Here is a 22,694-nt window from a genome sequence, read left to right on the forward strand (position 1 = left end):
GCAAATAAGAGCCGTTTATGTGTTCATCACCAGTTTGCTATTAATGGTGACATCTAATGCGTTTTCTAATGAACTGGAAAGCGTGCGTGTTTGGCCTTCGCCAGATGAAACCCGAGTCGTCGTCGATCTAAAATCCGAAGTGGATTTCAGTTATTTTACGCTATCGAGCCCATATAGAGTGGTGGTAGATTTAAAAAATACGAATCTTACCGCTAAGCTACCTGTCTTAGTTAAAGACAGTAAGATACTCGCGAAAATTAGAAGCAGCACTGCGCCGTCTAAAGGCACGTATCGATTGGTCTTTGAATTAAAAGCAAAAGTCACCCCAAATCTATTCAAACTCAAGCCCACACCTGGTGGACAATATGGTCATCGACTTGTTGTTGATTTGCCGCATTCGTCAAAATCTAGTTCAAATCCGAATCAACCAGTAAGCAACGCCTCTGCAACAGCAGTCAGTAAAGATGCGTCCCAATTGGCTGGAAATGCAGACATTATCGTCGCGATAGATGCTGGGCATGGTGGTGAAGACCCCGGTTCTATTGGCCCCACTAGAAAATACGAAAAACATGCGACATTGAGTATTTCTAGAAAGATAGCAGAGCAACTCAATAGTGTTCCTGGAGTTAAGGCGGTAATGACTCGAAAGGGAGACTACTTTGTTAATCTTAATAAACGTTCTGATATTGCTAGAAGCAGCAAAGCACATTTACTCGTTTCTATACACGCCGATAGTTTTCGATCCGCTAAACCGAGAGGTGGTTCTGTGTTTGTGCTCAATACTCGCAGAGCCAATACCGAAATTTCGAGATGGGTAGAGAAGCATGAAGAACAGTCAGAATTACTCGGTGGGGCAGGTGAAGTATTGGCAAAAACCAATACCGATAAAAATGTCAGTCAAACATTGCTTGATCTGCAATTTAGTCATTCTCAAAAAGAAGGCTATAAAGTTGCAACGAATATACTCAAAGAGATGGGTAAAGTTACTCGTTTGCACAAGAAAGAACCTGTTCATGCGAGCTTAGCGGTTCTAAAATCACCGGATATACCCTCTGTCTTGGTTGAAACTGGTTTTATTTCGAATCCAACTGAAGAGAAACTATTGTTCCAAAGAAGCCATCAAGACAAGTTGGCTAGAGCGCTATCTAAATCGATAGTTCAGTATTTTGAACAAAATCCACCAGAAGGGACGTTGTTTGCTCAACGTAAAACGGCTAAAAAACACAGAGTAGTCAAAGGTAACTCACTTTCAGCCATTGCTAAACAATATGGCTCCTCTACACAAGCGATAATGAAAGCGAATAACTTGAAGAGTTCAGGGTTAAAGATAGGGCAAGTGCTGATAATACCGGGAAATAGTAAACCGATAGCCATCGCTAAAGCGAACAACCCTGTAGAAACAGAAGAGATCACTCATACCGTAAAACCTGGAGACTACTTGGGTAAGATTGCCAGTAAATACAAAGTGTCAGTTGCGAGTCTCAAACAACAAAATAGTTTGAAGCGTGAAACCCTGTGGGTTGGGCAAAAACTAAAGATTACGGTCAAGCTAAAAGATCTACCAGTTAGGAAACACAAAGTGAAGCGGGGCGAGTTTTTGAGTAAGATAGCTAAAAAGTATGGTGTCACGATCGACAGCATAAGAAAAACGAATAAGTTACGCTCAGATACCTTAGCGGTTGGACAAATATTGTTAATTCCAAATAAATGACGATAAAAATTCTGCCAGCCCGTCTGGCAAACCAAATCGCGGCAGGAGAAGTGGTTGAAAGACCGGCTTCAGTCGTAAAAGAGCTAGTAGAAAATAGCCTAGACTCTGGCGCGACTCGAATCGATATCGATATCGAAAAAGGTGGCAGTAAGTTAATTCGTGTTCGTGATAATGGCAAAGGTATTGTTAAAGATGAATTGGCGTTGGCGCTTAGCCGTCACGCTACATCAAAAATACATACTCTTGATGACCTCGAAGCGATAATGAGCCTAGGGTTTCGTGGTGAAGCCTTAGCAAGTATCAGCGCCGTATCACGATTAACGTTGACTTCTCGAACGGCAACTCAAGAGCAAGCATGGTCTGCTTATAGTGAAGGTCGTGACATGGAGGTAAAACTTCAACCAACGGCGCATCCTATTGGCTCTACGGTAGAGGTTTTAGACTTATTTTTTAATACACCTGCGCGTCGTAAATTTTTGCGAACGGATAAAACTGAATTTACACATATTGACGAGCTTCTTAAACGTATCGCGTTAAGTCGATTTGATGTCACTATCAATTTAAAACATAACGGTAAATTAGCACGCCAATACCGTACCGCAAAAAATAGTGTTCAAACTCAAAAAAGAATTGCAGCAGTATGTGGTTCGAATTTTGTTCGTCATATGTTGAACATTGAGCTAGAACATAATGGTTTGCGTTTGCATGGTTGGATTACCTCACCTGAAGGCGCAAGGCAACAAAGCGATCTTCAGTACTGTTATGTTAATGGGCGAATGATGCGCGATAAATTGATTAATCATGCTATCCGCCAAAGCTATGCAAGCAGCCTGCGCCCAGAACAGTTTGCCAGCTATGTGCTTTTTATTGAAATTGACCCTCACCAAGTCGATGTTAACGTCCATCCGGCTAAGCATGAGGTTCGTTTTCATCAGGGGCGTTTGGTGCATGATTTTATTTATCAGGCGTTAGCAGATTCGTTGTCGCAAAGCTTTCGTGTTGATGAGCCCAAGACGTTAGAATCGGCATATCATACCGAGCCGGTTGATAACACTCAGAATCAGGTGATGGAAGCGGTTAATAATGTTCCGGCATACCCGGGAAGACCAGACTATGCAGCTAGTGTTGAATTAGATAGAACTAAAGAAAGAGATAGTCTCGCCTCTCAAGAGCATTCCAATACAAACTGGCCTGAGCCTTTAAAAGCGGCACGTGTTAAATCTGATCGTTCGCGGTCAGAGAATCACAAGCAGGAGGCGAAACCGTCAAAGCGAGAGTTAAAAAATTACAATGATTTATTGGCTACGCCACATATAGAACCAATAAAACGGGCCTTGGTTGACCCACAAGTCATCTCAGTGCCAAATGAAACGCAAGTGAGCTCTATAGGTAAGGCGTTTTCGATTGTAGGACAACAGTTTTTACTCACGCAATCAGATATCGGTGAAGTATTGATCTCGCTTATGAAGGCCGAATGGTATCGGATACTTGGACAGCTACAAACAGACAAGCATTTTTTGACTCCGCAGCCATTGTTGGTTCCGTTGTCAATAAAGATGACCAAGCAAGACTTAGCAACGTATAAAAAGTATCAAGACCTGTTAGATTCGTTTGCGATACAACTTAAAGAGAAAAACAGTTCGAGCATATTGGTTATGACAGTCCCTCAACCTCTACGACAACAAAATTTACAAAAAGTCATACCAGAACTGTTATCTTTCTTAACCTTGATGGAGAGTGCTTCACCCACTACTGACGTTGCGAATTGGCTCGCGGATCAGATTACTCTGGTTAAAAGTAGCTACACTTTATCTGAAGGTATACAACTGTTGTCCGAATTAGAACAGTTATGGGACGGAATATTACCTCTACATGACTCAACTTTCGTCCAAACGGTTAATTTTAAGGACACTATTTCGATGTTTGTTAAAAGCTAATTGTTAACAATTACAAAGTTTCGCTATTTGAAACGGATCTATAACTCGCACTCACTGATGAACATATTTTGAAAATGAATAATGAATTACCTTTAGCTCTATTCTTGATGGGGCCAACCGCATCTGGTAAAACAGAATTGGCGATAAAATTAAGGCAGAAATTTCCGGTTGAAATTATTAGCGTTGATTCTGCTCTTATCTATAAAGGTATGAATATTGGTACGGCTAAACCGGACGCTCGTGAGTTAGCACTCGCCCCACATCGATTGATCGATATTCTCGATCCAATAGAGGCGTATTCTGCTGCGGATTTCAGACGAGATGCCTTGCAGAAAATGAGTGATATTGTTTCTGAAGGTAAAATTCCTCTGCTTGTAGGGGGAACTATGCTCTATTATAAGGCTCTATTAGAAGGGCTTTCTCCTCTCCCTGCGGCGGATCAAGATATTCGTAAGCAAATCGAAGAGGAAGCCTTAACGTTAGGTTGGGATACCCTTCATCAGCAATTACGAGATCTTGATCCCGTATCGGCACAGAGAATCCACCCAAATGACCCTCAAAGACTATCAAGGGCATTGGAAGTTTATCGAATTTCAGGTAAAACTTTAACTGAACTGACGCAGATAAAAGGGGAGCCTCTCCCATATAATGTTAAGCAGTTTGCAATATCTCCTAAAGAACGAACGGAACTACATCGTCGTATTGAGCTTAGATTTGAAAAAATGATCGAAGCCGGGTTTGAAGAAGAGATGAAAGCACTCTATGCTCGAAAAGATCTTCATGTCAATTTGCCATCCATTAGATGCGTTGGCTATCGACAGATGTGGGATTATTTAGACGGGAATAGCAGTTTGGAGGAAGCGATTTTTCGTGGAGTCTGTGCTACTCGTCAATTGGCCAAGCGGCAGATTACCTGGTTACGCAGCTGGGATAATTTAACTTGGTTAGATAGCGAGAACATAAATGAGGCATTTGAGATTATCTCTAACGAAATAACCTCAAACTAAAAATGCTGTGTATAATGTGATCGTTTTTGCGTGAAAGTCTTATCTTATTGAGCTATAGCTTAAAGGGCATAAGTAAAAGATGGTAAGGCCTATTGGATTCATTTAGCTCAAAGGCAAAAACAGCACCAATAGCTAAATAATTACAACAATCAAATAAGGAAAATAAAAATGGCTAAGGGGCAATCTTTACAAGACCCATTCTTAAACGCGCTACGTCGCGAACGTGTGCCTGTTTCAATTTATTTAGTGAACGGTATCAAACTTCAAGGTCAGATCGAATCTTTTGATCAATTTGTGATTCTTTTGAAAAATACTGTAAACCAAATGGTTTATAAGCATGCTATTTCTACTGTCGTCCCAGCACGCGCAGTGACTCATCATACAAATACAGATCGTCCACAAGGCGACCGCCCAGAAGAGAAATCAGACGATTAATAATTATAAACACTTAATAGTAAGGGATTTATTGCTTGTTTGACCGTTATGAAGCCGGTGAACAGGCTATCCTTGTTCATATCAACTTCACGCAAGAAGGTGAGTGGGAAGATCTTAGTGAGTGTGAATTGCTCGCTTCTTCAGCCGGAGTTAATACACTACAAGTTATTACTGGTAGTAGACAAGCTCCGCACTCTAAATACTATGTTGGAGAGGGTAAAGCCGAAGAGATTGCGCAAGCAGTCCAATTAACTGGGGCTGAAATCGTGATTTTTAATCACGCGCTCTCTCCTGGCCAAGAAAGAAATCTTGAACTTCTATGCCAGTGTCGAGTAATAGACCGTACAGGTCTTATACTCGATATTTTTGCCCAACGAGCTCGTACTCATGAAGGTAAAATGCAAGTGGAGCTCGCACAGCTTCGCCATCTTTCTACTCGCCTTATCCGCGGGTGGACTCACCTAGAGAGACAAAAAGGTGGTATAGGTTTAAGAGGCCCAGGAGAAACACAGTTAGAAACGGATCGGCGTTTATTACGTGACAGAATCAAAGCGATATTACGTCGCTTAGCGAAAGTCTCTAAACAACGTGAACAAGGTAGGCGTGCAAGAAATCGAGCAGAAATACCTACAATCTCACTTGTAGGCTATACCAATGCGGGAAAGTCGACATTATTTAACCGAATTACTAACGCGGGCGTCTACGCAGCAGATCAATTGTTTGCTACCTTAGACCCAACGCTTCGTAAAATCGATTTAATGGATGTTGGGCCAGCTATTTTAGCGGATACGGTTGGTTTTATCCGACATCTCCCCCATGATCTAGTTGCAGCCTTCAAAGCAACATTGCAAGAAACGCAAGAAGCTGACATTTTGTTACATGTTGTTGATGCTAGTGATGACCGATTTCGTGAAAATATCCACGCGGTTGATGTAGTATTAGAAGAGATTGATGCTGATGAAGTACCAACTCTAATTGTCATGAATAAAATTGATAATCTTGAAGGTCAGAACCCCCGCATAGAGCGAGATGAGGAAGGCACCCCTCAAAGGGTTTGGGTTTCAGCAATGGAAGGTAAGGGAATCGATCTCTTATTTGAAGCGCTAACAGAGCGCTTGGCAAGCCAAATGGTTCAATATCGATTGCGAGTTCCGCCGCAGCACCAAGGTCGACTTCGTAGTACATTCTTTGCAATGAAGAGCATTCTGAGCGAAGAATATGAAACAGATGGTAACTTATTGATCGATATCCGAATGCAACAGGTAGATTGGTCTAGACTTGAAAAAAGAGAAGGGGCAGTTTTGGGTGACTTTATCGTTCACCACAGGGCTGCTACAGTATAACGTCATATCATGATGGAGCTTTCTAATGGCGTGGAATGAGCCTGGAAATAACAATGGCAACAATAATGGCCGCGATAATGACCCTTGGGGTAATAAAGATGATCGTGGTAAACAGTCCGGTGGCCGAGATCAAGGCCCACCAGATTTAGACGAAGTATTTAATAAACTGAGTCAAAAGCTGAGTGGAAAGTTTGGTAAAAAGGGTGGCATACCTTCAATTGGTGGCGGCGGCGGAGCAATAGGTTTCGGCCTCATTGCTGTTGTAGCTATCGCTATTTGGGTATTCTCGGGCTTCTACACTATAGGTGAAGCAGAGAAAGGTGTTGTATTACGCCTAGGTAAATATGATCACATCGTAGACCCCGGTCTAAATTGGCGCGCTCGTTTTGTTGATGAAGTGACACCTGTAAACGTGCAAGCAATTAGAGCACTGCGCGCATCAGGTACCATGTTGACTAAAGATGAGAACGTCGTAACAGTCGAAATGGGTGTTCAATATAGGGTTTCTGACCCATATAAATATCTATTTAGAGTGACCAGTGCGGATGATAGTTTACGTCAAGCGACAGATTCTGCTCTTCGTGCCGTTATTGGTGACTCATTGATGGATGCAATTTTGACCAGTGGCCGTCAACAGATTCGTCAAAGTACGCAAGAAACGCTAAATCGAATTATCGATAACTACGATATGGGTTTGATAATTGTTGATGTGAACTTCCAATCTTCACGTCCTCCTGAGCAAGTGAAAGATGCATTTGATGATGCCATCGCTGCTCGAGAAGATGAAGAACGTTTCATTCGTGAAGCGGAAGCTTACAAAAATGAAATTCTTCCTAAAGCAACGGGTCGAGCAGAACGTTTGAAGAAAGAAGCACAAGGTTACACCGAACGTACAGTTAACGAAGCTCTTGGTCAGGTTGCACAGTTCGAGAAGTTACTTCCTGAATATAATGCAGCGCCAGATGTTACTCGTAATCGTTTGTATTTGGATGCAATGGAAGGAGTGTATAGTTCAACATCTAAAGTGCTGATTGATTCAGAATCTAGCGGTAATTTACTTTATTTACCAATGGATAAGCTTGGACAAGGTTCAGGTAGTTCGACAACAAAACGGACATCGACATCAACGTATGATGATTTACAGTTAGAGTCTCAACGTTCTGACGCCGCTCCGGTAGACACATCACCTGATCGCTCAACTAGCACACGTCAAGGGAGATACTAAGAATGCGTAAATTAACTATCCCTGTAATTTTTGCTGCGCTAGCGTTAATGCTAATGTCACTATTTGTTATTCCTGAAGGTGAACGTGGAATCGTTATTCGATTTGGTCGAATATTAAAAGATAACACCGACATGTCTAGGATTTACGAACCAGGTTTGCATTTTAAAATGCCGTTGTTTGACAATGTAAAGAAACTTGATGCGAAAATCCTAACGATGGATGGTCAGGCTGACCGTTTCGTAACAGCTGAGAAAAAAGACGTTATTATCGATACCTATGTTAAGTGGCGAATCGAAGATTTCGGTCAATACTATTTGGCAACTGGTGGTGGTAATCAGTTAACAGCTCAAGCTCTTCTTGAACGTAAAGTCACAGATATTCTTCGTTCAGAAATTGGTGCTCGCGAAATCAAGCAGATTGTATCTGGTCCTCGTAGTGAGCTAATTACCCCCGTTCTTGGTGAAGATGGCGAGACAATTCCTGTGTCTGCCCTTGAAGCTTTAGAAGTGGATGGTGAACGTGACATAATCATGTTGGAAGTATTGAACGATACACGTCCAAGTGCAATGAAGGACTTAGGTGTTTACATTGTTGATTTCAGAATGAAGAAAATAAATCTTCCAGATGAAATCAGTGAATCCATCTATCGTCGTATGCGTGCTGAACGTGAGTCGGTTGCTCGTAAACACCGTTCTCAAGGTCGCGAAAAAGCTGAAATTATTCGTGCTCAAGCGGAACTTGAAGTTGCAACAGTACTTGCAGAAGCAGACAAAACAGCTCGAGTAACTCGAGGTTCAGCAGACGCGGAAGCGGCTTCTATATATTCAGGTTCATATAGTAAAGACCCTGAGTTCTATAGTTTCTTGCGCTCATTAACTGCTTATCAAAAATCGTTTTCTGACAAGAGTGATATCCTCGTTCTTGATCCAAAAAGTGATTTCTTTAAGTATATGAATGATTCGAGCGGCGGAGCAAATAAGTAATTACTTATCTATTGCGGATGCTACGTCAGCGGTAAAATAGAGGCTCCTTCGGGGGCCTTTTGTTTTTTTACGCATAAGGGCATTTTCGTAGACGATGACGTATGTGAGAATAATAAAACTATAACACTCAAGGCCAGCTGCTTGCAGGTTGTTTTTATTAAGGGATATAAATGAGTAATTCGATATGGGTTGCACTAGGACTTGTCTTAGTTGTGGAGGGAATAGGACCACTTCTTGCCCCTCGAGGCTGGCGGTCAATGGTCGCGCAACTTAGCGAACAGTCAGACAACCAACTGCGTAGAATCGGTGGTTGTTTGGTGGTTGCAGGTGCTGTCATCGTGTTCATGGTTTCTTAAATATATATAAAATGATGTATGAAAGAGGCATTTCGTTTCTCGAACTTAAAGGGTGTTTATTAATATGTAATTTTACCAAGGCCTAAAACTTGAAATTCAGGATATTTCGACCAATTAGCCATCACCCCCTTGCATCCCCTTTTGTGATCTGTATAATACGCCGCACTGGCTTAAGTCAGTTGTGAACCAATGAGCACTGAGGAGTAGGGTTTTCTTTTATTAGAAACTACCTAGTAACGTATACTCAGCTTATGTTCGCAGTTAATAAAATACTAGACGTAAGAGCTAGTTCAAATTTAGCTGACAACGTTTCCTAATTTTGGAAGCCACGGTTTCACATGAATCAATCGGCATTCACCTATCTATATAGGTTTGAGTGGCGATATTGTTTGTGTAATTTATTTATTATTGGAGCTCTGTCTCATGCAGAACCAACGTATTCGTATCCGTCTTAAAGCTTTTGATTATAAATTAATTGATCAGTCGACAGCGGAAATCGTAGAAACAGCAAAACGTACCGGCGCGCAGGTTCGTGGTCCTATTCCACTACCTACACGTAAAGAACGTTTCACTATTCTAGTCTCTCCACACGTTAACAAAGATGCGCGTGACCAGTACGAAATTCGTACCCACAAGCGTCTGATCGACATCGTTGAACCAACTGACAAGACTGTAGACGCTCTAATGCGTTTGGATCTTGCCGCTGGTGTTGATGTTCAAATCAGCTTAGGTTAAGGGAGATTAGTAGAATGATTGGTCTAGTCGGACGTAAAGTGGGTATGACCCGCGTATTTACCGAAGAAGGCGTTTCTATCCCAGTTACAGTTGTTGAAGTAGAAGCTAACCGTGTATCTCAAGTTAAAACACTTGATAACGACGGCTATGCAGCTATCCAAATTACTGCTGGTACTAAGAAAGCTAACCGTGTAACTAAACCAGAAGCTGGTCACTTTGCGAAAGCAGGTGTTGAAGCTGGTCGCGGTCTTTGGGAATTCCGTTTAGAAAACGGAGAAGAGTTTGAAGTTGGCGCTGAGCTAAATGTAGAACTATTCAATGAAATTAAAAAAGTAGACGTTACTGGTACATCTAAAGGTAAGGGCTTCCAAGGCGTAATTAAGCGTTGGAACTTCAGTACTCAAGATATGACTCACGGTAACTCTTTGTCTCACCGCGCACCGGGTTCAATTGGCCAATGTCAAACTCCAGGTCGTGTGTTTAAAGGCAAAAAAATGGCGGGTCACATGGGAGCTGAGCGTGTTACTACTCAAAACCTTGAGATCGTACGTGTTGACGCTGAGCGCAATCTGCTTCTTATTAAAGGTGCAGTACCAGGCTCAATCGGCGGCAACGTGATCGTAAAACCAGCTGTTAAAGCATAACGTCTAGGAGTAAGTAATGGAATTGATAGTTAAAGGTGCTGATGCACTAACTGTTTCCGAAACTACCTTCGGACGTGAGTTTAACGAAGCTCTTGTACATCAAGTAGTTGTTGCGTTTGCAGCAGGTGCTCGTCAAGGTACTCGTGCTCAAAAAACTCGTTCTGAAGTATCTGGCGGCGGAGCTAAGCCTTGGCGTCAAAAAGGTACTGGCCGTGCACGTGCTGGTACAATTCGTAGCCCAATCTGGCGTACAGGTGGTGTTACTTTTGCTGCGAAACCACAGGATCACAGCCAAAAAGTTAACAAAAAAATGTACCGCGGAGCTATGAAAAGCATTCTTTCTGAGCTTGTTCGTCAAGAGCGTTTAATCGTTGTTGATAACTTCTCAGTAGAAGCACCAAAAACTAAAGAGCTAGTAGCTAAGCTTAAAGAACTTGAGCTTAATGATGTTCTAATCGTAACTGGCGAAGTAGATGAAAATCTATTCTTAGCTGCTCGTAACCTTTATAAAGTTGATGCTCGTGACGTAACTGCGATTGATCCAGTTAGTCTTATAGCATTTGACAAGGTTCTTATAACTGCTGAAGCAGTTAAGCAAGTTGAGGAGATGCTGGCATGATGACTGAAGAGCGTCTACTAAAAGTTCTACGTGCTCCACATATCTCTGAAAAAGCAACTATGGCTGCAGAGAAAGCGAATACTATCGTTTTCAAAGTAGCAAAAGATGCAACTAAAAGAGAAATCAAAGCAGCAGTAGAAAAGCTATTTGAAGTTGAAGTTAAGACTGTAAATACTCTTATTCTTAAGGGTAAGACCAAGCGTCAAGGTCAACGTGAAGGCCGTCGTTCAGACGTGAAAAAAGCCTACGTTACTTTGAAAGAAGGACAGGATCTTGACTTCGTTGGCGGTGCGGAATAACAGGAGTAGTTTAGAATGGCTATTGTTAAATGTAAGCCGACTTCCCCTGGTCGTCGTCACTTAGTTAAAGTTGTTAACGCTGACCTTCACAAGGGTAAGCCATACGCTCCACTTTTAGAGAAAAACTCTAAAAATGGTGGTCGTAACAACAACGGTCGTATTACAGTACGTCACATCGGTGGTGGTCATAAGCACCATTATCGTTTAATTGACTTTAAGCGTACTAAAGACGGTATCCCAGCGAAAGTTGAGCGTATCGAATACGATCCAAACCGTAGCGCAAACATTGCTCTAGTTCTGTACGCAGACGGCGAGCGTCGCTACATCATTGCACCAAAAGGCATCCAAGCGGGTGACCAATTACAATCTGGTGTTGATGCGCCTATCAAAGCAGGTAACACTCTGCCGATGCGCAACATCCCAGTAGGTTCTACAGTTCACTGTGTTGAATTGAAACCAGGTAAGGGTGCACAAATTGCTCGTTCTGCAGGTGCATACGCACAAATCGTCGCTCGCGACGGTGCATATGTAACTCTACGCCTACGTTCAGGTGAAATGCGCAAAGTTCTTTCTGAAGGCCGTGCTACGGTCGGTGAAGTTGGTAACTCTGAGCATATGCTACGTGAACTAGGTAAAGCTGGCGCAAATCGCTGGCGTGGTGTTCGTCCAACCGTTCGCGGTGTGGTAATGAACCCAGTCGATCACCCACATGGTGGTGGTGAAGGCCGTACTTCTGGTGGCCGTCACCCTGTTTCACCTTGGGGTATGCCTACTAAAGGCTTTAAGACACGTAAGAACAAGCGCACCGACAAGTACATTGTACGTCGTCGTAATAAATAATCTATAAAGAGGAATCGCCATGCCACGTTCTCTCAAGAAAGGTCCTTTTATTGACCTACACTTGCTGAAGAAGGTAGAGAAAGCGGTGGAAAGCGGAGACAAAAAGCCTATTAAGACTTGGTCCCGTCGCTCAATGATCATACCAACTATGATCGGTTTGACCATCGCTGTCCATAATGGTCGTCAGCACGTACCAGTATTTGTAACTGATGAAATGATCGGTCACAAACTGGGTGAATTTGCACCTACTCGTACTTATCGCGGCCATGCTGCAGATAAGAAAGCGAAAAAGAAATAGGGATTAGATAATGGAAGCTATCGCTAAACATAACTTTGCCCGTATTTCGCCTCAAAAGGCTCGTTTAGTTGCAGACCAAATTCGCGGTAAAACTGTTGACCAAGCTCTAGAAATTCTAACGTTCAGCAACAAGAAAGCTGCTGTTCTTATTAAGAAAGTTCTAGAGTCAGCAATCGCAAATGCGGAACACAACGAAGGTGCGGACATTGACGATCTTAATGTCGCAAAAATCTTCGTAGATGAAGGTCCTATCATGAAGCGTATTATGCCTCGTGCTAAAGGCCGTGCCGATCGTATCTTGAAGCGTTCAAGCCACATCAGTATTGTTGTAGCAGAACGCTAGAGACTAGGAGAGTAAGCAATGGGTCAGAAAGTACATCCAAATGGTATTCGTCTTGGCATCGTCAAGCCTTGGAATGCTACATGGTTTGCTAATACCAAAGATTTCGCTGACAACCTAGACGGCGACTTCAAGGTACGTCAGTTCCTAACTAAGGAACTACAAAAAGCATCTTTGTCACGTATCGTTATCGAACGTCCTGCTAAGAGCATCCGTGTGACTATTCACACAGCTCGCCCAGGCGTAGTTATCGGTAAAAAAGGTGAAGACGTAGAGAAGCTACGCGCAGCAGTAGCTAAAATTGCAGGTGTACCGGCGCAAATTAATATTGCAGAAGTACGCAAACCAGAGCTAGACGGTCAATTAGTGGCTGATAGCATAGCGTCTCAGTTAGAGCGTCGTGTCATGTTCCGTCGCGCTATGAAGCGCGCAGTACAAAACGCAATGCGCTTAGGTGCGAAGGGTATCAAGGTTGAAGTAAGCGGTCGTTTAGGCGGCGCTGAAATCGCGCGTACTGAATGGTACCGTGAAGGCCGTGTTCCTCTACACACTCTACGTGCTGATATCGATTACGCAACTTCTTCGGCTCACACCCAATATGGTGTGATCGGCGTTAAAGTTTGGATTTTCAAAGGTGAAATTCTAGATGGTATGCCGGCTGCTAACGCAGTAGAGCCAAAGGCTGACAAGCCTAAGAAGCAGCGTAAAGGCCGTAAATAAGGAGACGACTGATGTTACAACCTAAACGTACTAAATTCCGTAAGGTTCAGACTGGTCGCAACCGTGGTCTAGCTAAAGGTACTGATGTAAGCTTCGGAACCTTCGGTCTGAAAGCAGTCGGCCGCGGCCGTCTAACTGCACGTCAGATTGAAGCAGCACGTCGTGCGATGACGCGTCACGTTAAGCGTCAAGGTCAAATCTGGATTCGTATTTTTCCAGACAAACCTATCACTGAAAAACCACTTGAAGTTCGTCAAGGTAAAGGTAAGGGTAACGTAGAATACTGGGTCGCCCAAATCCAACCTGGTAAAGTTATGTACGAAATGGACGGTGTACCTGAAGAGTTGGCACGTGAAGCGTTCCGCCTAGCGGCTCGTAAACTGCCAATCAAAACAACATTTGTAACTAAGCAGGTGATGTGATGAAAGCACAAGATCTACGCGAAAAAAACGCTGAAGAGCTTAATTCAGAGTTATTGGGATTGCTTCGCGAACAGTTTAACTTGCGTATGCAAGCAGCGACTGGTCAATTGCAGCAAACTCATACTCTACGAGCTGTACGTCGTGATATCGCACGTGTGAAAACTGTTTTGACTGAGAAGGCAGGCGCATAATGAGCGACAATATCCGTACTATGCAAGGCCGTGTAGTTAGCAACAAGATGGACAAGTCTATCACTGTAGCTATCGAGCGTATGGTTAAACACCCAATTTACGGCAAGTTCGTAAAGCGCACGACCAAACTGCATGCACATGATGAAAACAACGAGTGTGGCCTAGGCGATACAGTTGAAATTTCTGAGTGTCGTCCATTGTCTAAGACTAAATCTTGGACTTTGGTAAGCGTTTTAGAAAAAGCGAAAACGATTTAATTTTTGCGATTTCTATAACGTAAATAACGGCTCCAAATTATTTTTGGAGCCGTTAGTTTTTTGTCTACCCAATTTTAAAAAAGGGTGGTACAATTCGCAGCCCTTATAAAAGGGGCAGCCCGACCCGAGAGGGTCTAGTATTAATTTTTAGCGGAGCACTAACATGATCCAAATGCAAAGTACGCTCGACGCTGCGGACAACTCCGGCGCTCGCAGAGTAATGTGTATTAAGGTTCTGGGTGGCTCTCACCGCCGTTATGCACACATCGGAGACGTCATCAAAGTTACTGTAAAGGAAGCAATTCCTCGCGGTAAAGTAAAAAAAGGTGATGTTCTGAAGGCGGTGGTAGTTCGCACCCGTAAAGGCGTACGTCGCCCTGACGGTTCTGTCATTCGCTTCGACCGTAATGCTTGTGTATTGTTAAATGACACTACTGAGCAACCAGTCGGTACACGTATCTTTGGTCCAGTGACTCGTGAACTTCGCAATGCGAAATTTATGAAAATAGTCTCTCTGGCACCAGAAGTTCTGTAAGGAGCGGCAACAAAATGGCAGCTAAAATCCGTCGTAATGACGAAGTAATCGTTCTTGCTGGGAAAGATAAAGGCAAGAAAGGTAAAGTAACTAAGGTTCTAACTACTGGTAAAGTTATAGTTGAAGGAATCAACCTTGTTAAGAAACACCAAAAGCCGGTTCCGGCTCTAGGTCAACAAGGTGGCATCGTTGAACAAGAAGCAGCTATTGATGCTTCCAACCTTGCAGTCTTTAATGTAACAACTGGTAAAGCAGACCGTATCGGTTTCCGTTTGGAAGATGGTAAGAAAGTTCGTTTCTTTAAATCTAACAACGAAGTCGTTTCTAACTAATAGAAGTAATTTGGAGTTCTACTATGGCGAAACTGCATGATTACTACAAGTCGTCTGTAGTCGCTGAATTGACCAAAGAATTCAGCTACTCAAGCGTCATGCAAGTCCCTAGGATTGATAAAATCACCCTAAATATGGGCGTTGGTGAAGCAATTAACGATAAAAAACTGCTGGAAAACGCAGCTTCTGATATGGCGATCATTTCTGGTCAAAAGCCACTTATCACTAAAGCGCGTAAATCTGTTGCAGGTTTTAAAATTCGTGAAGGCTATCCGATTGGTTGTAAAGTAACCTTGCGTGGCGAGCGTATGTGGGATTTTTTCGAGCGTTTGATTTCTATCGCTCTTCCCCGTGTACGTGATTTCCGTGGTGTTAGCGCTAAGTCTTTTGACGGACGCGGTAACTACAGCATGGGCGTTCGCGAGCAAATCATCTTTCCGGAAATCGACTACGATAAAGTCGATCGTGTGCGCGGTCTTGATATTACTATCACGACAACTGCTGCAAACGACGAGGAAGGCCGTGCTCTGCTGGCTGCCTTTAACTTCCCATTCCGCAAGTAAGGTGAAGGGTTACTGTTATGGCTAAACAATCAATGAAAGCACGTGAAGTTAAACGTGCAAAGCTTGTAGCTAAGTTCGCTGAAAAGCGTTCTGAACTAAAAGTTATCATCAGCGATAAAAACGCATCTGAAGAAGATCGTTGGAATGCAGTTCTTAAATTGCAATCTCTACCACGTGATTCAAGTGCATCTCGTCAGCGCAACCGTTGCAACCAAACTGGTCGCCCACACGGTTTCCTACGTAAGTTCGGTCTTAGCCGCATCAAGGTTCGTGAATCTTGTATGAAAGGCGAGATTCCTGGACTTCGTAAGGCTAGCTGGTAATTGCCGCTTAATCATTTGGAGTATATATTATGAGCATGCAAGATCCGATTTCGGATATGCTGACCCGCATTCGTAACGGTCAATCAGCAACTAAAGTTGCTGTGAAAATGCCTTCTTCAAAGCTTAAAGTTGCAATTGCTACTTTGCTAAAAGCTGAAGGTTATATCGTTGACTTCGCTGTCGAAGGCGAAGCAAAACCAGAGCTAGAAGTTACGCTTAAGTACTTCCAAGCTAATCCTGTAATTGAGCAAATCCAACGTGTTTCACGTCCTGGTCTGCGCGTCTATAAGAATAAAGACTCGCTTCCATCCGTGATGGGCGGTTTGGGTATTGCTGTAGTGTCCACTTCCAAGGGTCTTATGACCGACCGCGCTGCCCGCAAGGCAGGTCTTGGTGGTGAAATTCTCTGCTACGTAGCTTAATAGGAGTAGATTATGTCTCGTGTCGCAAAAGCACCAGTCTCTATTCCAGCAGGCGTAGAGGTGAAATTGAACGGCCAAGAAGTCACTGTAAAAAGTGCAAAGGGTGAACTATCTCGCGTTATTAATAACGCAGTAGTAGTCGCACAGGAAGAAAACAACTTAACTTTCAACCCAGTTGAAGGTGTGTTTAAAGCGAATGCTCAAGCAGGTACTGCTCGTGCACTAGTAAATAACATGGTTGTTGGTGTTACTGAAGGCTTTACTAAGAAGCTAGTTCTTAAAGGTGTAGGTTACCGTGCTGCTGTTAAAGGCAACTACGTAAACCTAACTCTTGGCTTCTCACACCCTGTAGAGCATGCTCTACCAGAAGGTATTAAGGCTGAGTGCCCTAGCCAAACTGAAATTATACTGACCGGTTGTGATAAACAACTTGTTGGTCAAGTTGCGGCTGACATTCGTTCTTACCGTGAACCTGAGCCTTATAAAGGCAAAGGTGTTCGTTACGCAGATGAACATGTGCGTACTAAAGAAGCTAAGAAGAAGTAAGGTAACACTATGGATAAGAAAGCATCTCGCATCCGTCGTGCTACACGTGCACGTCGTAAGATTGCAGAACTTCGCGTAACTCGCTTAGTTGTACACCGTACTCCACGTCATGTGTATGCACAGGTAATTGCCGCGAATGGCTCTGAGGTTATCGCTTCAGCTTCTACTGTAGAAAAGGCGATCCGTGAGCAAGTTAAGAATACTGGTAACGTTGACGCAGCTAAAGTAGTAGGTAAAGCTATTGCCGAGCGCGCTATCGAAAAAGGCATCTCTGGTGTTGCATTCGATCGTTCTGGTTTCCAATACCACGGCAGAGTAGCGGCGCTAGCAGATTCTGCTCGCGAAGCTGGTCTTAAATTCTAAGGTAGGGTTTGGAAGATGGCTAAAGAACAACAACAAGCTCAAGCTACAGATTTTAACGAAAAGTTAATCGCTGTTAACCGTGTTTCAAAAACGGTTAAAGGCGGTCGAATCTTTAGCTTTACTGCACTGACAGTAGTTGGTGACGGTAATGGTCGCGTTGGTTTCGGTTACGGCAAAGCTCGTGAAGTACCGGCTGCGATTCAGAAAGCAATGGAAAAAGCGCGTCGTAACATGGTTACGATCACGCTAAACGACGGCACATTACACCACGCGGTGAAAGGTCGTCATACTGGCTCTAAGGTTTACATGCAGCCAGCAGCAGAAGGTACAGGTATCATTGCCGGTGGCGCAATGCGTGCTGTACTCGAAGTTGTTGGCGTTCACAACGTTCTTGCGAAAGCATACGGTTCTACGAACCCGATTAACGTTGTACGCGCGACTATTGATGGTTTGAGCGGCATGAAGTCACCAGAAATGGTTGCTGCCAAACGTGGTCTCACTGTTGAATCTATTTCGGAGTAAGAACACGATGGCAACTATTAAAGTAACTCAAACTAAAAGCTCAATTGGTCGTTTACCTAAGCACAAGTTGTGCTTGAAAGGTTTAGGCCTTCGTCGCATCAACCATACGGTTGAACTTGAAGACACACCATGTATTCGTGGTATGGTCAACAAAGTTCGCTATATGGTTAAAGTTGAGGAGTAATCAGAATGCGTTTGAATACTCTACAACCGGCTGCGGGTTCTAAGCCTTCTAAGAAGCGCGTAGGTCGTGGTATCGGTTCAGGCACTGGTAAAACAGGTGGCCGTGGTCACAAAGGTCAAAAGTCACGTTCTGGCGGTTCAATCCGTCCAGGTTTTGAAGGCGGTCAAATGCCTTTGAAACAGCGTCTACCTAAATTCGGTTTCACTTCTCGTAAGAGTTTAGTGACTGCTGAAGTTCGTCTAGGTGAACTAGCGAAAGTAACGGGAGACGTCGTAGATCTTAACAGTCTAAAAGCGGCTAACGTTATCACTAAGAACATCGAGTTTGTTAAAGTTGTTCTTTCTGGTGACCTCAGCAAAGCAGTAACTGTTAAAGGTATACGCGTGTCTAAAGGCGCTAAAGCTGCAATTGAAGCTGCCGGCGGTAAAATCGAGGAATAATCTCGAAGGTTGAGGTACAGATGGCTAAGAAACCAGGACAAGATTTTCGTAGTACTCAGAGCGGCTTGGCTGAACTGAAGTCGCGCTTACTATTCGTAGTAATAGCGTTATTAGTATTCAGAGCCGGTTCTTTTGTACCGCTACCTGGTATTGACGCAACTGTACTTGCCGATTTGTTCGAACAGCAAAAAGGCACCATTGTAGAAATGTTTAACATGTTCTCTGGTGGTGCTTTAGAGCGTGCATCTATATTAGCACTGGGTATCATGCCGTATATTTCGGCGTCGATTGTTATCCAGTTGCTAACTGTAGTACACCCAGCGTTAGCTGAACTCAAGAAAGAGGGTGAAGCAGGGCGTCGCAAGATTAGCCAATATACACGCTACGGAACGCTTGTGTTAGCTACATTCCAAGCTCTAGGTATCGCAACAGGCCTACCAAACATGGTCGACAATCTGGTTGTTATAGACCAAACCATGTTTACCCTGATTGCAACCGTAAGTTTAGTAACTGGTACCATGTTTTTGATGTGGTTAGGTGAACAAATTACAGAGCGCGGAATTGGCAACGGTATCTCGTTAATTATATTCTCGGGTATCGTAGCTGGATTGCCTTCGGCAATTGGACAAACAATCGAGCAAGCGCGTCAAGGTGAATTGCACGTACTTCTTCTGTTGTTTATTGCAGTACTATCTTTCGCTGTGATTTATTTCGTTGTTTTCATGGAGCGTGGTCAACGTCGTATCGTCGTTAACTATGCAAAACGTCAACAAGGTCGTAAAGTTTTCGCAGCGCAAAGTACACACTTGCCACTTAAGATAAACATGGCTGGTGTTATTCCTGCAATATTTGCATCGAGCATCATTTTGTTCCCAGGAACATTAGCTCAATGGCTTGGTCAGAACGGTGAGAGTGCTACATTTGGTTGGTTAACCGATGTGTCACTAGCGCTAAGCCCTGGTCAACCGTTATATGTAATGCTTTATGCATCAGCGATTATTTTCTTCTGTTTCTTTTATACGGCGTTAGTATTTAACCCAAGAGAAACAGCAGATAACTTGAAGAAGTCTGGCGCTTTCGTACCAGGCATCCGCCCAGGTGAGCAGACAGCGAAATACATTGATAAAGTGATGACTAGACTAACCCTAGCGGGTGCTTTATACATTACCTTTATTTGTCTGATTCCTGAATTCATGATGGTCATGTGGAACGTACGTTTCTATTTTGGCGGCACCTCACTACTTATCGTAGTGGTTGTAATCATGGATTTCATGGCACAGGTACAGACTCATCTGATGTCACAACAGTATGATTCTGTGTTGAAAAAAGCGAATCTAAAAGGCTACAACCGCTAATAGCGGAAAAAGCTTTAGATTCCCATTTACGGAGTTTAGCAATGAAAGTTCGTGCTTCCGTTAAAAAAATCTGTCGTAACTGTAAAGTTATCAAGCGCAACGGTGTTGTGCGTGTGATTTGCAGTGAACCAAAGCATAAACAACGCCAAGGTTAATCTAACAGAAATTTTTACTTGAAATGTAAAGGTTGGTCGAGTATATTGCTCGGCCTACCTTTTGCGTGCAAAAGAAGTAGTAAACCGCAGCGTATCCTCTACGGGCTTTGCTGCGGATAATTTCTTATTTAAGTACTAGGAGTGAATAGTGGCCCGTATAGCAGGCATTAACATTCCTGATCAAAAACATGCTGTAATCGCGCTTACTGCGATTTACGGCGTTGGTAAGACTCGCGCTCAGGCTATTCTAGCTGAAGTGGGTATTGCTGAAAATGTTAAGATCAGTGAACTAACTGAAGAGCAGATTGATCAACTGCGTGATGGTGTCGCCAAGTACACTGTAGAAGGTGATCTACGTCGTGAAGTCTCGATGAACATCAAGCGTCTTATGGACCTTGGCTGTTATCGCGGTCTTCGTCATCGTCGCAGTCTACCACTACGTGGACAGCGTACTAAAACCAACGCACGTACCCGTAAGGGTCCGCGCAAGCCGATCAAACGTTAATCGGATAAGGTAGAGAGTACAATGGCAAAACAACCAACACGCGCTCGTAAGCGCGTACGCAAGCAAGTAGCTGATGGCGTAGCGCATATTCATGCTTCTTTCAATAACACAATCGTTACGATAACAGACCGTCAAGGTAACGCACTAGCTTGGGCTACTGCTGGCGGTTCAGGTTTCCGTGGTTCTCGTAAGTCTACTCCGTTCGCAGCACAGGTTGCAGCTGAACGAGCAGGCGAAGCGGCCAAAGAATATGGTCTAAAGAACTTGGAAGTTATGGTTAAGGGCCCTGGTCCTGGTCGTGAGTCAACTATCCGTGCGCTAAATGCAGCTGGATACCGCATCACTAATATTGTAGATGCAACTCCGATCCCTCATAACGGTTGTCGTCCACCTAAGAAACGTCGCGTATAACGTTTTTCGTTTCTAGGAATATTGGAGAAGAATCATGGCAAGATATTTGGGTCCTAAGCTAAAGCTTAGCCGTCGCGAAGGTACAGACTTATTCCTTAAGTCTGGCGTCCGTGCGATAGATACCAAGTGTAAAATTGATAACGCACCAGGTGTGCATGGCGCTCGTAAAGGCCGTCTATCTGAATATGGCGTTCAGCTTCGTGAGAAGCAGAAAGTTCGTCGTATGTATGGCGTTTTAGAAAAGCAATTCCGTAACTACTACAAAGATGCTGCACGCCTTAAAGGCAATACAGGTGAAACCCTGCTTCAGCTTCTTGAAGGTCGTCTTGATAACGTAGTTTACCGCATGGGCTTTGGCGCAACTCGCGCAGAAGCACGTCAATTAGTTAGCCATAAAGCTATTCTAGTTAACGGTAAAGTTGTAAACGTTCCTTCTTTCAAAGTTGCGGTTAACGATGTTGTTTCAATTCGTGAGAAAGCTAAATTGCAATCTCGCATTAAAGCGGCTATTGAAGTCGCTGAACAACGCGAAAAACCAACTTGGATTGAAGTAGATGGTAGCAAAATGGAAGGAACATTCAAGCGTATGCCTGAACGTTCAGATCTGTCAGCTGACATCAACGAACACTTGATCGTCGAACTTTACTCTAAGTAAGGTTAAACTAAAGAGAGGACACAATGCAGGGTTCTGTAACAGAATTTCTTAAGCCACGTCTTGTTGACATCGAACAGATCAACTCGACACATGCGAAAGTAACTCTTGAGCCATTAGAGCGTGGCTTTGGTCATACTCTAGGTAATGCGCTTCGCCGTATTTTACTATCTTCTATGCCGGGTTGTGCCGTAACAGAAGTAGAGATTGAAGGCGTTTTGCACGAATACAGCACTAAAGAAGGCGTTCAAGAAGATGTTCTTGAAATTCTTTTAAACCTTAAAGGTTTGGCTGTGCGCGTTGCCGAAGGCAAAGATGAAGTGTTTATAACACTGAATAAGTCAGGCTCAGGCCCTGTTGTTGCAGGTGACATCACCCACGATGGTGATGTAGAGATCGCTAACCCTGAGCACGTTATTTGTCACCTAACGGATGACAAAGCTGAAATCGCTATGCGTATTAAAGTAGAACGTGGTCGTGGTTATGTTCCGTCTTCTGCTCGTATCCATACTGAAGAAGATGAGCGTCCAATCGGTCGTCTACTTGTTGACGCTACTTACAGCCCAGTCGATAAAATCGCCTATGCTGTAGAAGCGGCACGTGTAGAACAACGTACTGATTTAGACAAGCTTGTCATCGATATGGAAACGAATGGTACTCTGGAACCTGAGGAAGCTATCCGTCGTGCAGCTACAATCCTAGCTGAACAATTGGATGCATTCGTAGATCTTCGTGATGTACGTGTTCCTGAGGAGAAGGAAGAGAAGCCAGAATTCGATCCGATCCTACTGCGTCCTGTAGACGATCTTGAACTAACAGTTCGCTCTGCTAACTGTTTGAAAGCAGAAGCGATTCACTACATCGGTGATCTTGTACAGCGCACTGAGGTTGAGCTACTTAAAACGCCAAACCTTGGTAAAAAATCTCTTACAGAGATTAAAGACGTACTGGCTTCACGTGGTCTTTCTCTTGGCATGCGCCTAGAGAACTGGCCGCCTGCGTCAATCGCTGAAGATTAATCGAT

General features: G+C 43.6%; 35 protein-coding genes. All 35 read left to right on the forward strand.

All coding sequences use genetic code 11. The annotated features are described in order from the left end of the window. Positions 1-43 precede the first annotated feature (43 nt). Positions 44-1,711, forward strand: coding sequence for a LysM peptidoglycan-binding domain-containing protein (locus tag AACW90_RS19175; RefSeq protein ID WP_390237955.1), 1,668 nt, complete (start codon positions 44-46; stop codon positions 1,709-1,711). Further along, complete coding sequence (gene mutL / locus AACW90_RS19180) at positions 1,708-3,648, forward strand: DNA mismatch repair endonuclease MutL (protein WP_390237726.1); 1,941 nt, start codon at positions 1,708-1,710, stop codon at positions 3,646-3,648. The genes AACW90_RS19175 and mutL overlap by 4 nt, the downstream gene beginning before the upstream one ends. 74 nt (positions 3,649-3,722) lie before the next feature. After that, the gene (gene miaA, locus AACW90_RS19185) at positions 3,723-4,655 is read left to right on the forward strand and encodes a tRNA (adenosine(37)-N6)-dimethylallyltransferase MiaA (RefSeq protein WP_390237730.1); all 933 of its coding nucleotides are present in this window, start codon (positions 3,723-3,725) and stop codon (positions 4,653-4,655) included. 168 nt (positions 4,656-4,823) lie between these two features. Further along, positions 4,824-5,090 (forward strand): RNA chaperone Hfq, encoded by a 267-nt coding sequence (gene hfq, locus AACW90_RS19190; protein ID WP_195706508.1) that lies wholly within the window; start codon positions 4,824-4,826, stop codon positions 5,088-5,090. Between the two features lie 35 nt (positions 5,091-5,125). Further along, positions 5,126-6,433, forward strand: a complete 1,308-nt coding sequence (gene hflX, locus AACW90_RS19195; RefSeq protein ID WP_390237732.1) for a ribosome rescue GTPase HflX — start codon at positions 5,126-5,128, stop codon at positions 6,431-6,433. Between the two features lie 25 nt (positions 6,434-6,458). Next, on the forward strand, positions 6,459-7,658 hold the full coding sequence (gene hflK / locus AACW90_RS19200; RefSeq protein WP_390237735.1) for an FtsH protease activity modulator HflK: 1,200 nt from the start codon (positions 6,459-6,461) through the stop codon (positions 7,656-7,658). Between the two features lie 2 nt (positions 7,659-7,660). Further along, positions 7,661-8,641, forward strand: a complete 981-nt coding sequence (hflC, locus tag AACW90_RS19205) for a protease modulator HflC (protein WP_390237737.1) — start codon at positions 7,661-7,663, stop codon at positions 8,639-8,641. 170 nt (positions 8,642-8,811) lie between these two features. Continuing rightward, entirely contained in the window at positions 8,812-8,997 is a 186-nt protein-coding gene (locus AACW90_RS19210; RefSeq protein ID WP_390237740.1) for a DUF2065 domain-containing protein, read from the forward strand. 423 nt (positions 8,998-9,420) lie between these two features. Beyond that, positions 9,421-9,732, forward strand: coding sequence for a 30S ribosomal protein S10 (gene rpsJ, locus AACW90_RS19215; RefSeq protein ID WP_017053625.1), 312 nt, complete (start codon positions 9,421-9,423; stop codon positions 9,730-9,732). A 14-nt stretch (positions 9,733-9,746) separates the two neighbouring features. Further along, complete coding sequence (gene rplC / locus AACW90_RS19220) at positions 9,747-10,376, forward strand: 50S ribosomal protein L3 (protein WP_195706513.1); 630 nt, start codon at positions 9,747-9,749, stop codon at positions 10,374-10,376. Positions 10,377-10,392: 16 nt separating this feature from the next. Further along, positions 10,393-10,995 carry a 50S ribosomal protein L4 gene (rplD, locus tag AACW90_RS19225; RefSeq protein WP_195706514.1) on the forward strand — a complete coding sequence of 201 codons (603 nt, stop codon included), beginning with the start codon at positions 10,393-10,395 and terminating at the stop codon, positions 10,993-10,995. Further along, complete coding sequence (gene rplW, locus AACW90_RS19230) at positions 10,992-11,294, forward strand: 50S ribosomal protein L23 (protein ID WP_195706515.1); 303 nt, start codon at positions 10,992-10,994, stop codon at positions 11,292-11,294. Before rplD ends, rplW begins: the two co-directional genes overlap by 4 nt. Positions 11,295-11,309: 15 nt before the next feature. Further along, entirely contained in the window at positions 11,310-12,134 is an 825-nt protein-coding gene (gene rplB, locus AACW90_RS19235; protein ID WP_195706516.1) for a 50S ribosomal protein L2, read from the forward strand. A gap of 19 nt (positions 12,135-12,153) precedes the next feature. Continuing rightward, complete coding sequence (rpsS, locus tag AACW90_RS19240; RefSeq protein ID WP_001138114.1) at positions 12,154-12,432, forward strand: 30S ribosomal protein S19; 279 nt, start codon at positions 12,154-12,156, stop codon at positions 12,430-12,432. Between the two features lie 10 nt (positions 12,433-12,442). Next, the gene (gene rplV / locus AACW90_RS19245) at positions 12,443-12,775 is read left to right on the forward strand and encodes a 50S ribosomal protein L22 (protein ID WP_195706517.1); all 333 of its coding nucleotides are present in this window, start codon (positions 12,443-12,445) and stop codon (positions 12,773-12,775) included. An 18-nt stretch (positions 12,776-12,793) separates the two neighbouring features. Next, positions 12,794-13,492, forward strand: coding sequence for a 30S ribosomal protein S3 (gene rpsC, locus AACW90_RS19250; RefSeq protein WP_390237750.1), 699 nt, complete (start codon positions 12,794-12,796; stop codon positions 13,490-13,492). 11 nt (positions 13,493-13,503) lie between these two features. Continuing rightward, the gene (gene rplP, locus AACW90_RS19255; RefSeq protein ID WP_195706519.1) at positions 13,504-13,914 is read left to right on the forward strand and encodes a 50S ribosomal protein L16; all 411 of its coding nucleotides are present in this window, start codon (positions 13,504-13,506) and stop codon (positions 13,912-13,914) included. After that, positions 13,914-14,105, forward strand: a complete 192-nt coding sequence (rpmC, locus tag AACW90_RS19260) for a 50S ribosomal protein L29 (protein WP_195706520.1) — start codon at positions 13,914-13,916, stop codon at positions 14,103-14,105. The genes rplP and rpmC overlap by 1 nt, the downstream gene beginning before the upstream one ends. Continuing rightward, positions 14,105-14,362, forward strand: a complete 258-nt coding sequence (gene rpsQ / locus AACW90_RS19265; RefSeq protein WP_195706521.1) for a 30S ribosomal protein S17 — start codon at positions 14,105-14,107, stop codon at positions 14,360-14,362. Before rpmC ends, rpsQ begins: the two co-directional genes overlap by 1 nt. A gap of 163 nt (positions 14,363-14,525) precedes the next feature. Then, entirely contained in the window at positions 14,526-14,897 is a 372-nt protein-coding gene (gene rplN, locus AACW90_RS19270) for a 50S ribosomal protein L14 (protein WP_017036074.1), read from the forward strand. Between the two features lie 14 nt (positions 14,898-14,911). Beyond that, a complete protein-coding gene (gene rplX, locus AACW90_RS19275; RefSeq protein WP_195706522.1) occupies positions 14,912-15,229 on the forward strand; it encodes a 50S ribosomal protein L24 in 318 nt (105 codons plus the stop codon). 23 nt (positions 15,230-15,252) lie between these two features. Next, positions 15,253-15,792, forward strand: coding sequence for a 50S ribosomal protein L5 (rplE, locus tag AACW90_RS19280; RefSeq protein ID WP_195706523.1), 540 nt, complete (start codon positions 15,253-15,255; stop codon positions 15,790-15,792). A 17-nt stretch (positions 15,793-15,809) separates the two neighbouring features. Continuing rightward, positions 15,810-16,115, forward strand: a complete 306-nt coding sequence (gene rpsN, locus AACW90_RS19285) for a 30S ribosomal protein S14 (protein ID WP_195706524.1) — start codon at positions 15,810-15,812, stop codon at positions 16,113-16,115. 29 nt (positions 16,116-16,144) lie between these two features. Beyond that, positions 16,145-16,537 carry a 30S ribosomal protein S8 gene (gene rpsH, locus AACW90_RS19290; RefSeq protein WP_195706525.1) on the forward strand — a complete coding sequence of 131 codons (393 nt, stop codon included), beginning with the start codon at positions 16,145-16,147 and terminating at the stop codon, positions 16,535-16,537. 12 nt (positions 16,538-16,549) lie between these two features. Further along, positions 16,550-17,083, forward strand: coding sequence for a 50S ribosomal protein L6 (gene rplF, locus AACW90_RS19295; RefSeq protein WP_275135427.1), 534 nt, complete (start codon positions 16,550-16,552; stop codon positions 17,081-17,083). 9 nt (positions 17,084-17,092) lie between these two features. Continuing rightward, the gene (rplR, locus tag AACW90_RS19300; RefSeq protein WP_390237759.1) at positions 17,093-17,446 is read left to right on the forward strand and encodes a 50S ribosomal protein L18; all 354 of its coding nucleotides are present in this window, start codon (positions 17,093-17,095) and stop codon (positions 17,444-17,446) included. 15 nt (positions 17,447-17,461) lie between these two features. Then, positions 17,462-17,968: a 30S ribosomal protein S5 gene (rpsE, locus tag AACW90_RS19305; protein ID WP_195706528.1), complete on the forward strand. Its 507-nt coding sequence runs from the start codon at positions 17,462-17,464 to the stop codon at positions 17,966-17,968. Between the two features lie 7 nt (positions 17,969-17,975). Next, complete coding sequence (rpmD, locus tag AACW90_RS19310; protein WP_195706529.1) at positions 17,976-18,152, forward strand: 50S ribosomal protein L30; 177 nt, start codon at positions 17,976-17,978, stop codon at positions 18,150-18,152. A gap of 5 nt (positions 18,153-18,157) precedes the next feature. Then, positions 18,158-18,592, forward strand: coding sequence for a 50S ribosomal protein L15 (gene rplO, locus AACW90_RS19315; RefSeq protein ID WP_275135428.1), 435 nt, complete (start codon positions 18,158-18,160; stop codon positions 18,590-18,592). Between the two features lie 20 nt (positions 18,593-18,612). Next, on the forward strand, positions 18,613-19,947 hold the full coding sequence (gene secY / locus AACW90_RS19320; RefSeq protein WP_195706531.1) for a preprotein translocase subunit SecY: 1,335 nt from the start codon (positions 18,613-18,615) through the stop codon (positions 19,945-19,947). Positions 19,948-19,988: 41 nt separating this feature from the next. Further along, positions 19,989-20,102, forward strand: coding sequence for a 50S ribosomal protein L36 (gene rpmJ, locus AACW90_RS19325; protein ID WP_000868186.1), 114 nt, complete (start codon positions 19,989-19,991; stop codon positions 20,100-20,102). A gap of 148 nt (positions 20,103-20,250) precedes the next feature. After that, on the forward strand, positions 20,251-20,607 hold the full coding sequence (gene rpsM / locus AACW90_RS19330) for a 30S ribosomal protein S13 (RefSeq protein ID WP_390237765.1): 357 nt from the start codon (positions 20,251-20,253) through the stop codon (positions 20,605-20,607). Positions 20,608-20,628: 21 nt separating this feature from the next. After that, positions 20,629-21,018 (forward strand): 30S ribosomal protein S11, encoded by a 390-nt coding sequence (gene rpsK, locus AACW90_RS19335; protein WP_171754181.1) that lies wholly within the window; start codon positions 20,629-20,631, stop codon positions 21,016-21,018. A gap of 34 nt (positions 21,019-21,052) precedes the next feature. Beyond that, on the forward strand, positions 21,053-21,673 hold the full coding sequence (gene rpsD, locus AACW90_RS19340; protein WP_195706533.1) for a 30S ribosomal protein S4: 621 nt from the start codon (positions 21,053-21,055) through the stop codon (positions 21,671-21,673). A 23-nt stretch (positions 21,674-21,696) separates the two neighbouring features. After that, on the forward strand, positions 21,697-22,689 hold the full coding sequence (locus tag AACW90_RS19345; RefSeq protein ID WP_195706534.1) for a DNA-directed RNA polymerase subunit alpha: 993 nt from the start codon (positions 21,697-21,699) through the stop codon (positions 22,687-22,689). Positions 22,690-22,694 lie beyond the last annotated feature (5 nt).

This window comes from Vibrio frigidus (genome assembly GCF_042465995.1).
Lineage (GTDB): Bacteria > Pseudomonadota > Gammaproteobacteria > Enterobacterales > Vibrionaceae > Vibrio.

What these genes read in the sequence shown, in the direction of transcription:
- hfq (WP_195706508.1), top strand. Translation starts at nt 4,824, where the DNA reads ATGGCTAAGGGGCAATCTTTACAAGACCCATTCTTAAACGCGCTACGT.
- AACW90_RS19345 (WP_195706534.1), top strand. Translation starts at nt 21,697, where the DNA reads ATGCAGGGTTCTGTAACAGAATTTCTTAAGCCACGTCTTGTTGACATC.
- rplC (WP_195706513.1), top strand. Translation starts at nt 9,747, where the DNA reads ATGATTGGTCTAGTCGGACGTAAAGTGGGTATGACCCGCGTATTTACC.
- AACW90_RS19175 (WP_390237955.1), top strand. Translation starts at nt 44, where the DNA reads ATGGTGACATCTAATGCGTTTTCTAATGAACTGGAAAGCGTGCGTGTT.
- rpsS (WP_001138114.1), top strand. Translation starts at nt 12,154, where the DNA reads ATGCCACGTTCTCTCAAGAAAGGTCCTTTTATTGACCTACACTTGCTG.
- rplF (WP_275135427.1), top strand. Translation starts at nt 16,550, where the DNA reads ATGTCTCGTGTCGCAAAAGCACCAGTCTCTATTCCAGCAGGCGTAGAG.
- rplB (WP_195706516.1), top strand. Translation starts at nt 11,310, where the DNA reads ATGGCTATTGTTAAATGTAAGCCGACTTCCCCTGGTCGTCGTCACTTA.
- rplW (WP_195706515.1), top strand. Translation starts at nt 10,992, where the DNA reads ATGATGACTGAAGAGCGTCTACTAAAAGTTCTACGTGCTCCACATATC.
- rplD (WP_195706514.1), top strand. Translation starts at nt 10,393, where the DNA reads ATGGAATTGATAGTTAAAGGTGCTGATGCACTAACTGTTTCCGAAACT.
- rpsH (WP_195706525.1), top strand. Translation starts at nt 16,145, where the DNA reads ATGAGCATGCAAGATCCGATTTCGGATATGCTGACCCGCATTCGTAAC.
- secY (WP_195706531.1), top strand. Translation starts at nt 18,613, where the DNA reads ATGGCTAAGAAACCAGGACAAGATTTTCGTAGTACTCAGAGCGGCTTG.
- rpmC (WP_195706520.1), top strand. Translation starts at nt 13,914, where the DNA reads ATGAAAGCACAAGATCTACGCGAAAAAAACGCTGAAGAGCTTAATTCA.
- rpsC (WP_390237750.1), top strand. Translation starts at nt 12,794, where the DNA reads ATGGGTCAGAAAGTACATCCAAATGGTATTCGTCTTGGCATCGTCAAG.
- rplE (WP_195706523.1), top strand. Translation starts at nt 15,253, where the DNA reads ATGGCGAAACTGCATGATTACTACAAGTCGTCTGTAGTCGCTGAATTG.
- rplX (WP_195706522.1), top strand. Translation starts at nt 14,912, where the DNA reads ATGGCAGCTAAAATCCGTCGTAATGACGAAGTAATCGTTCTTGCTGGG.
- rpsJ (WP_017053625.1), top strand. Translation starts at nt 9,421, where the DNA reads ATGCAGAACCAACGTATTCGTATCCGTCTTAAAGCTTTTGATTATAAA.
- mutL (WP_390237726.1), top strand. Translation starts at nt 1,708, where the DNA reads ATGACGATAAAAATTCTGCCAGCCCGTCTGGCAAACCAAATCGCGGCA.
- rpsD (WP_195706533.1), top strand. Translation starts at nt 21,053, where the DNA reads ATGGCAAGATATTTGGGTCCTAAGCTAAAGCTTAGCCGTCGCGAAGGT.
- rpsN (WP_195706524.1), top strand. Translation starts at nt 15,810, where the DNA reads ATGGCTAAACAATCAATGAAAGCACGTGAAGTTAAACGTGCAAAGCTT.
- miaA (WP_390237730.1), top strand. Translation starts at nt 3,723, where the DNA reads ATGAATAATGAATTACCTTTAGCTCTATTCTTGATGGGGCCAACCGCA.
- rpsE (WP_195706528.1), top strand. Translation starts at nt 17,462, where the DNA reads ATGGCTAAAGAACAACAACAAGCTCAAGCTACAGATTTTAACGAAAAG.
- rplN (WP_017036074.1), top strand. Translation starts at nt 14,526, where the DNA reads ATGATCCAAATGCAAAGTACGCTCGACGCTGCGGACAACTCCGGCGCT.
- rplV (WP_195706517.1), top strand. Translation starts at nt 12,443, where the DNA reads ATGGAAGCTATCGCTAAACATAACTTTGCCCGTATTTCGCCTCAAAAG.
- AACW90_RS19210 (WP_390237740.1), top strand. Translation starts at nt 8,812, where the DNA reads ATGAGTAATTCGATATGGGTTGCACTAGGACTTGTCTTAGTTGTGGAG.
- rplO (WP_275135428.1), top strand. Translation starts at nt 18,158, where the DNA reads ATGCGTTTGAATACTCTACAACCGGCTGCGGGTTCTAAGCCTTCTAAG.
- rplP (WP_195706519.1), top strand. Translation starts at nt 13,504, where the DNA reads ATGTTACAACCTAAACGTACTAAATTCCGTAAGGTTCAGACTGGTCGC.
- hflC (WP_390237737.1), top strand. Translation starts at nt 7,661, where the DNA reads ATGCGTAAATTAACTATCCCTGTAATTTTTGCTGCGCTAGCGTTAATG.
- rpmJ (WP_000868186.1), top strand. Translation starts at nt 19,989, where the DNA reads ATGAAAGTTCGTGCTTCCGTTAAAAAAATCTGTCGTAACTGTAAAGTT.
- rpsQ (WP_195706521.1), top strand. Translation starts at nt 14,105, where the DNA reads ATGAGCGACAATATCCGTACTATGCAAGGCCGTGTAGTTAGCAACAAG.
- hflK (WP_390237735.1), top strand. Translation starts at nt 6,459, where the DNA reads ATGGCGTGGAATGAGCCTGGAAATAACAATGGCAACAATAATGGCCGC.
- rplR (WP_390237759.1), top strand. Translation starts at nt 17,093, where the DNA reads ATGGATAAGAAAGCATCTCGCATCCGTCGTGCTACACGTGCACGTCGT.
- rpmD (WP_195706529.1), top strand. Translation starts at nt 17,976, where the DNA reads ATGGCAACTATTAAAGTAACTCAAACTAAAAGCTCAATTGGTCGTTTA.
- rpsK (WP_171754181.1), top strand. Translation starts at nt 20,629, where the DNA reads ATGGCAAAACAACCAACACGCGCTCGTAAGCGCGTACGCAAGCAAGTA.